The organism is Fictibacillus sp. 23RED33 (genome assembly GCF_015903925.1).
Classification (GTDB): domain Bacteria; phylum Bacillota; class Bacilli; order Bacillales; family Fictibacillaceae; genus Fictibacillus; species Fictibacillus phosphorivorans.
The window spans coordinates 144,413-151,355 of record NZ_JACZDX010000007.1 but is presented as its reverse complement, the minus strand read 5'-3'; the positions used below and the strand labels follow the sequence as shown (position 1 = coordinate 151,355).

Genomic DNA, 6,943 nt, shown 5'->3' with positions numbered 1-6,943 from the left:
TTTAAGCGGTTCTCTTTTCTTTGCGAGATTGATTTTCTAAATCTCTGCTCTTTGATCTTGCATTTATGTCTCAATATCAATCAAGAGAGGTTTGTATGATTGCTATAGAACTACTCTCTTGAAATGTAGTTTTTTGAAGGTTATTGTTTTTAATCTTTATATATACCTCATTTGCAAGTTGATTGGAGCAGAAGGTTGCGAGACTCCTGCGGGACAAGCGGTCAGGTGAGACACTTAAGGGCGCAAAGCGGCAAGTGGCTCACCGCCTGCCCCGCGGAAAGCGAGCAACCTGGAGCGGAAATCAACCTCTTTCAAAAGCACCTTACACCTTTTACAAAACCTTTTATGGAAAAAAGATAGATTACTACTGGCATATACCCATGGGATTTGTTTATAATGAAGAGTATGATTCTTCTAAAGAATGAGCACAATGTGTTGATATAAATGAGTGTGGAGAAGGAAAGGAAGTGCCGATGTGGCTATGCTGAACACGTACACGAAAGAACAAGTCGTTGAAATGTCAATGGTCGAAATCGCATTTGAAATTTTGCAGAATGCTAAGCAACCTGTACAATTCTATGATTTAGTAAAACAAATCGCTGAAATCAAAGGTTTGTCTAAAACTGCAGTTGAAAACCGAATTGCGTATTTTTACACAGATATGAATATTGACGGCCGATTCGTTTCATTAGGCGATAATAAATGGGGATTAAAAACGTGGTACCCAGTTGAGAGCTCTGAAGAGGAACTTGGTGCAACGAACAAACCAACAAAACGTAAAAAAGCGTCTGAAGATGACTATGACTTTGAAGAGGACTTCGATGATGAAGACTTCGATGAGTTAGAAGTAGAAGATGAGTTCGTTGATGAAGACGACGATCTTGCTGATGACGATGACGATGATGACGATGAAGAAGAAGAATTAGAATTCGATGAAGAAGATGAAGACTTCGACGAAGACGACGAAGATGAAGATGCAGATGAGGAAGAAAATCTGTAAGTCTTTGTGACTCATTAGAACCAGTGCCTTTTGGCGCTGGTTTTTGTTTTTTAGATGCAACTCGTGGATTGCAGGCAAAAACTTTTGGATTCAGGGCGGAAACTCGTGGATTAACGGCAAAAACTTTTGGATTCAGAGCCTAAACTCGTGGATTAACGGCAAAAACTTTTGGATTCAGGGCGGAAACTCGTGGATTAATGGCAAAAACTTTTGGATTCAGGGCGGAAACTCGTGGATTAATGGCAAAAACTTTGGATTCAGAGCCTAAACTCGTGGATTGCAGGCCGAAACTCGCCGATTGCCTAGGCTGAGCGCCATTTCACAAGCTTGTCACACTAAAAAATGGATTCTCACAGATCATCTTGACATGGGCTCTATACTCGGGTAATATTCTTTTTGGGCTATTCCTGTATCTTTTATTTAAAAGACTAATTTTATATGATATCAAAAGCAAAAGTGCCCCCTAACCATAGGGGAAGTGTCTTTTGCTTTTTATTTTTTTACGGATGAGTCTGTGTACACTTCACGTACACCGCCTCTCCCGATAGTAGAAAAAGCGTTAAACGCACATACTTATTTTAGAAAATTTAGGGGGATTGAAAACATGGCAAAATATATTTTTGTTACAGGCGGTGTTGTTTCTTCTTTAGGAAAAGGAATCACTGCAGCATCATTAGGCCGTTTATTAAAAAACCGCGGAGTGAAAGTGACGACGCAAAAATTCGATCCTTACATCAACGTGGATCCAGGGACGATGAGCCCTTATCAGCATGGTGAAGTTTTCGTAACGGATGACGGTGCGGAAACGGACTTAGACTTAGGTCACTATGAGCGTTTTATCGACATTAACTTAAATAAATACAGCTCAGTAACGACTGGGAAAATCTATTCTACCGTTCTTAGAAAAGAGCGTCGCGGTGAGTATCTTGGCGGAACGGTTCAAGTTATTCCGCATATCACGAACGAGATCAAAGAACGTGTTTTCCGTGCTGGCCGTGAAACAAATGCAGATGTCGTGATCACAGAGATCGGCGGAACAGTTGGGGATATCGAGAGCTTGCCGTTCCTAGAAGCGATCCGTCAGATTAAAAGTGATGTAGGCTCAGAAAACGTAATGTATATCCACTGTACACTGATTCCTTATATCCGTGCAGCAGGTGAGCTGAAGACGAAGCCAACACAACATAGTGTAAAAGAGCTTCGCAGCCTTGGTATTCAGCCGAACATCATCGTAGTTCGTACGGAGATGCCGGTTCCTCAAGAGATGAAAGACAAGATTGGTCTATTCTGCGACATCGATCCTAAAGCGGTTATCGAAGCTAGAGATGCAGATACGCTTTACCAAGTGCCGATCGATCTTCAAGAGCAGAAGATGGACGAGCTCGTTTGTAAACACCTTAAGCTTGAAACACACGAGCCGGATATGGCGGAGTGGAAAGAACTGATCAACCGCGTAACGAACTTAAAAGGAAAAGCAAAGATCGCTTTAGTCGGAAAGTATGTAGCGTTACAAGATGCTTATATTTCTGTTGTTGAAGCGCTTCGTCATGCCGGTTATCAATTTGATACAGATATCGAGATCGATTGGATCAACTCTGAGAACGTGACAGCTGAAAACGTGCACGAACTTCTTCAAGATGCTGATGGTATCTTAGTTCCTGGTGGATTCGGTGACAGAGGGGTAGAAGGTAAGATTCTAGCAACTAAATATGCGCGTGAGAACAAAGTTCCTTTCTTAGGAATTTGTCTTGGTATGCAGCTGGCTTCCGTAGAGTTTGCTCGTAACGTCTTAGGACTTGATGGTGCGCACTCTGCAGAACTTATGCCTGGCACACCGTTCCCGGTTATTGATCTACTTCCTGAACAAAAGGATATCGAGGACCTAGGCGGTACACTACGTCTTGGGCTATATCCGTGTAAGATTAAAGAAGATACAAAAGCGTTCGCAGCTTATAACGATGAAGTTGTTTACGAAAGACACCGTCACCGTTATGAGTTCAACAACGAATACCGTGAACAGATGGAAAAAGCAGGATTCATCTTCTCAGGAACATCTCCTGATGGACGTCTTGTTGAGATCATCGAGTTAGAAGATCACCCGTGGTTTGTTGCGTCACAGTTCCACCCAGAATTCACATCACGACCAACACGCCCGCAAGCACTATTCCGTGACTTTATCGGTGCAGTAACACAATTGAAGAACTAATTATGGCCGGCAGCTTCCCTTTCTGAGTGGGAGCTGCCGTTTTTTTGCGTTTTATGTGATGTTTGTCTATTCTTATGTGATGAGCTCTAATTTTTATGTGATGGATGCCGATTTTTATGTGATTAACTATGCTTTTTATGTGATTGAGTTTTTATGGCGACTAGAAGTACATAATTTTAAAAGCCTGGCATACAGCCAGGCTTCATGTTATTCATCATATTCTTCTAAAATCTCTTCCGTCGTCAAAAATAAGGCGTAATACGCGAATAAAGCGGTCAATCCAGATGGAAAACCGAGTCGTGAGCCATCATCCAGCGGTACTAATCCGCGAACGGCCTTTGTATCGATCACGATATCGGCTAATTCCTCCACATTCACATCCATTTCAGCATCTTTTCGTCGTCCGCCGATCAAAATGACGTTGCAATCAACATTTTTACGTAATTCTGAACAAAGTGATGCTGCTTCTTCGTCATCTAAAAAGCGCGAAGCCACTACTACACTATCGACGGGGAGCAGATCAGACAACGCTACATCTGAAAAATTAGCCCCGGCGAGAAATTTATTCTCTCCAAACAGTGCTTCACTCACAACGGCTTCCATCTCATCAAAGCCTTTAAAATATACAGTTCCTTCAGAAAGTACGCTTTGTGCCAACAAACGTGAAGCTTCTTCGATCGACTGTTCTTCTTTATCTGAAATGGATTTTAGCAATCCTGCAACTTGTGTTGAAAATATTTTTAACATGAAAAAGAACTCCTTACTTTTTTTCAAATCATCGTGTTTTTGTTTATTAATTTAGTATACTTAATTTAACAATACAAATCATCGGGAACAGCAGGAATTGGTATCCTCTGTCTCGAATGGTATAGGGACAATATGGTTTTGTAAAGAAACTCTAGATGAGGTGAGCAATAATGAGCGGGAAAATTTTAATTGTAGACGATCAGTATGGCATCAGAATTCTTTTGAACGAAATCTTTCAAAAAGAAGGTTATAAGACGTATCAGGCAGCGAACGGTGTACAAGCTCTTTCAATTGTGGAGAAGGACCGCCCTGATCTTGTCATTTTAGATATGAAGATTCCTGGAATGGATGGCTTAGAGATCCTTCGTCGTGTAAAAAAACATGATGAAACGATTCAAGTGATTATCATGACCGCTTATGGTGAGCTGGACATGATTCATGAGGCTATGAAGCTGGGAGCTATCACTCATTTTGCAAAACCTTTTGATATTGATGAGATTCGCGCAGCGGTTAGGAAAGAACTTCCATTAAACACGCCATCATCATAAAAGATTAAGAAATGCTGGTGTGTCGGCAATGATAGCGGTTACACCCCGAAAACGTTGATGTGTTGCGGTTTTCAGGCGATATTGGTATGCTATACTAGAATGAAATATGAGCATAATGAAATGTTTAGCAAGACGCCATGAAAGGTAAACTAAAGTGGCTTCTTTTTGCTGTGTATGCGCATTTCAGCAAATATACTATACAAAAATGTAGTTGGTCTGCTCGTGCCAATATCTAAGGAGGACATTACTATGCCTTTAGTTTCAATGAAAGAAATGCTTGAAAAAGCAAAAGCGGAAAATTATGCAGTTGGTCAATTCAACTTGAACAACCTTGAGTTCACTCAAGCGATCCTTAAAGCTGCTCAAGAAGAGAAATCTCCAGTAATTCTTGGTGTTTCTGAAGGTGCTGCTCGTTATATGGGCGGATTCAAACTTGTAGTAGCTATGGTTAAAGCTCTTATCGAAGAGTACAAAGTAACTGTACCTGTAGCGATCCACCTTGACCACGGTTCTAGCTACCAAAAGTGTGCTGAAGCGATTCATGCAGGTTTCACATCTGTAATGATCGACGGATCTCACCACCCATTAGAAGAGAATATCGCTCTTACTAAAAAAGTAGTTGAGCTTGCTCACTTCCACGGTGTTTCTGTTGAAGCAGAACTTGGCCGTATCGGTGGACAAGAAGACGATCTAGTTGTTGAAGATGCAGATGCAGCTTACGCGATCCCTTCTGAGTGTGATCAACTTGTTCGTGAAACTGGTGTTGACTGCTTCGCGCCTGCACTAGGATCTGTTCACGGACCTTACAAAGGTGAGCCTAACTTAGGATTTGACCGCATGAAAGAAGTAATGGAACTAACTGGTGTACCTCTTGTACTTCATGGTGGTACTGGTATCCCAACAAAAGATATCCAAAAAGCAATTTCTTTAGGAACTGCTAAAATTAACGTAAACACAGAAAACCAAATTGCTTCTCACAAAGCAGTTAAAGAATACATCGGATCTAACCCAGACAAGTATGATCCTCGTAGCTACTTAACTGCAGCTCGTGATGCGATCCAAGCTACTGTAGCTGGAAAAATGCGTGAGTTTGGTTCTTCTAACAAAGCTTAATATAACCTTTCTCATGAAACCGCCTATACATCATAGGCGGTTTCATTTACACTATAAGAGTGCAAAAACACGATCCACGTATAGATAATAAAAGTATGATACGAAGTTTTGTAAGCGTAATCCTTCGTGTATGAAGACGAACATGTTATAAAAGAATATAAAAGATAGACATACTCAAAAAAACAGGAGTGATCATTTTTGAAATTCTTTATTGATACTGCAAACATTGATGATATTAAAGAAGCCTATGACCTGGGCATTTTATCTGGAGTAACGACGAACCCTTCTTTAGTCGCTAAAGAAAAAGGCGTTGATTTTCATGAAAGACTGAAGGAAATCACGAGCCTAGTATCGGGTTCTGTTAGTGCTGAGGTGATCGGAACTTCTTATGAAGAAATGGTTTCAGAAGGTCGCGAACTAGCGAAGATCGCACCAAACATCACTGTAAAAGTTCCAATGACACTGGATGGATTAAAAGCTGTAAAAACGTTCTCTGATGAAAACATCAAAACAAACGTAACGCTTATTTTTAATGCAAACCAAGCCTTGCTCGCAGCTCGTGCAGGTGCAACGTATGTATCACCATTCTTAGGTCGTTTAGACGATATCGGTCAAGATGGCTTGGAGCTTGTTTCACAAGTGGCACAAATTTTTGCGATCCATGAGATTCCAACAGAGATCATCGCAGCATCGATCCGCCACCCTGTTCACGTAACAGAAGCGGCATTACGAGGCGCGCACATCGCAACAATTCCGCCAAACGTGATCAAAGGATTAGTAAAGCATCCACTAACAGATCAAGGGATCGAAAAATTCCTAGCTGACTGGGACGCTGCGAATAGAAAGTAATTGTAAACACTGCTTTTGGAAGTGGTTGATTTCCGTTACAGATGCTCGCTTTCCGTGGGGCAGGCCGTGAGCCACATTCGGACGTTTCACTCTTAAGTGTCTCACTTGTCTAGTTGCAGTGGCTAGACCCTCGAGGTCAAAAGTTAAATGGCTAAGAAGGCAAAGTGCGCCTTCAAATCCATTCACCTTTTGCTTGTCGGGTCTTAACGAGCCACTTCCACTTTTCGGACTGCCCGCCTGTCCCGCAGGAGTCTCGCATCTTTCACTCCAATCAACGATCATAGAAGACAAAATTTGAAAGTTACTTTCTTTTAGAAAAGTACGTCCTTTTAGATTTGTTTTTTCATCTTCATTGCAAGTTGATTGTAGCGGAAGGTTGCCGACTCCTATGGGACGAGTGGACTGGTGGAGACTCCTAATGGCGCAAAGCGGCAGGAGGCTCACCGTTCGCCCCATGGAAAGCGCGCAACCTGGAGCGGA

7 protein-coding genes are annotated in these 6,943 nt (G+C 41.8%); 5 read left to right on the top strand and 2 right to left on the bottom strand.

Annotated elements, in window-relative coordinates; translation table 11 throughout:
- Window positions 1-481: 481 nt before the first annotated feature.
- Window positions 482-1,000 (top strand): DNA-directed RNA polymerase subunit delta, encoded by a 519-nt coding sequence (gene rpoE, locus IHV09_RS18935; protein ID WP_197129867.1) that lies wholly within the window; start codon window positions 482-484, stop codon window positions 998-1,000.
- A 604-nt stretch (window positions 1,001-1,604) separates the two neighbouring features.
- The gene (locus tag IHV09_RS18930) at window positions 1,605-3,206 is read left to right on the top strand and encodes a CTP synthase (protein WP_197265197.1); all 1,602 of its coding nucleotides are present in this window, start codon (window positions 1,605-1,607) and stop codon (window positions 3,204-3,206) included.
- Window positions 3,207-3,413: 207 nt separating this feature from the next.
- On the opposite strand, the gene IHV09_RS18925 is transcribed toward IHV09_RS18930, so the two are convergent.
- Window positions 3,414-3,953 (bottom strand): DUF2529 family protein, encoded by a 540-nt coding sequence (locus IHV09_RS18925; RefSeq protein ID WP_197265196.1) that lies wholly within the window; start codon window positions 3,951-3,953, stop codon window positions 3,414-3,416.
- A 167-nt stretch (window positions 3,954-4,120) separates the two neighbouring features.
- Between IHV09_RS18925 and IHV09_RS18920 the strand changes: the two genes are divergently transcribed.
- From IHV09_RS18920 to fsa, 3 genes are all read left to right on the top strand, one after another.
- Window positions 4,121-4,501, top strand: coding sequence for a response regulator (locus tag IHV09_RS18920; protein WP_171005594.1), 381 nt, complete (start codon window positions 4,121-4,123; stop codon window positions 4,499-4,501).
- Window positions 4,502-4,750: 249 nt separating this feature from the next.
- Window positions 4,751-5,614, top strand: a complete 864-nt coding sequence (fba, locus tag IHV09_RS18915; protein ID WP_066399034.1) for a class II fructose-1,6-bisphosphate aldolase — start codon at window positions 4,751-4,753, stop codon at window positions 5,612-5,614.
- Window positions 5,615-5,812: 198 nt separating this feature from the next.
- Window positions 5,813-6,463, top strand: a complete 651-nt coding sequence (fsa, locus tag IHV09_RS18910; RefSeq protein ID WP_197128276.1) for a fructose-6-phosphate aldolase — start codon at window positions 5,813-5,815, stop codon at window positions 6,461-6,463.
- Here the strand turns inward: fsa and IHV09_RS18905 are convergent.
- Complete coding sequence (locus tag IHV09_RS18905; RefSeq protein ID WP_197190185.1) at window positions 6,431-6,919, bottom strand: hypothetical protein; 489 nt, start codon at window positions 6,917-6,919, stop codon at window positions 6,431-6,433. The genes fsa and IHV09_RS18905 overlap by 33 nt on opposite strands.
- Window positions 6,920-6,943 lie beyond the last annotated feature (24 nt).

Bases quoted from the DNA above. Each gene is read 5' to 3' on its own strand.
- rpoE (WP_197129867.1), top strand. From the start codon at position 482: ATGCTGAACACGTACACGAAAGAACAAGTCGTTGAAATGTCAATGGTC.
- IHV09_RS18930 (WP_197265197.1), top strand. From the start codon at position 1,605: ATGGCAAAATATATTTTTGTTACAGGCGGTGTTGTTTCTTCTTTAGGA.
- IHV09_RS18925 (WP_197265196.1), bottom strand. From the start codon at position 3,953: ATGTTAAAAATATTTTCAACACAAGTTGCAGGATTGCTAAAATCCATT.
- fba (WP_066399034.1), top strand. From the start codon at position 4,751: ATGCCTTTAGTTTCAATGAAAGAAATGCTTGAAAAAGCAAAAGCGGAA.
- IHV09_RS18905 (WP_197190185.1), bottom strand. From the start codon at position 6,919: ATGGGGCGAACGGTGAGCCTCCTGCCGCTTTGCGCCATTAGGAGTCTC.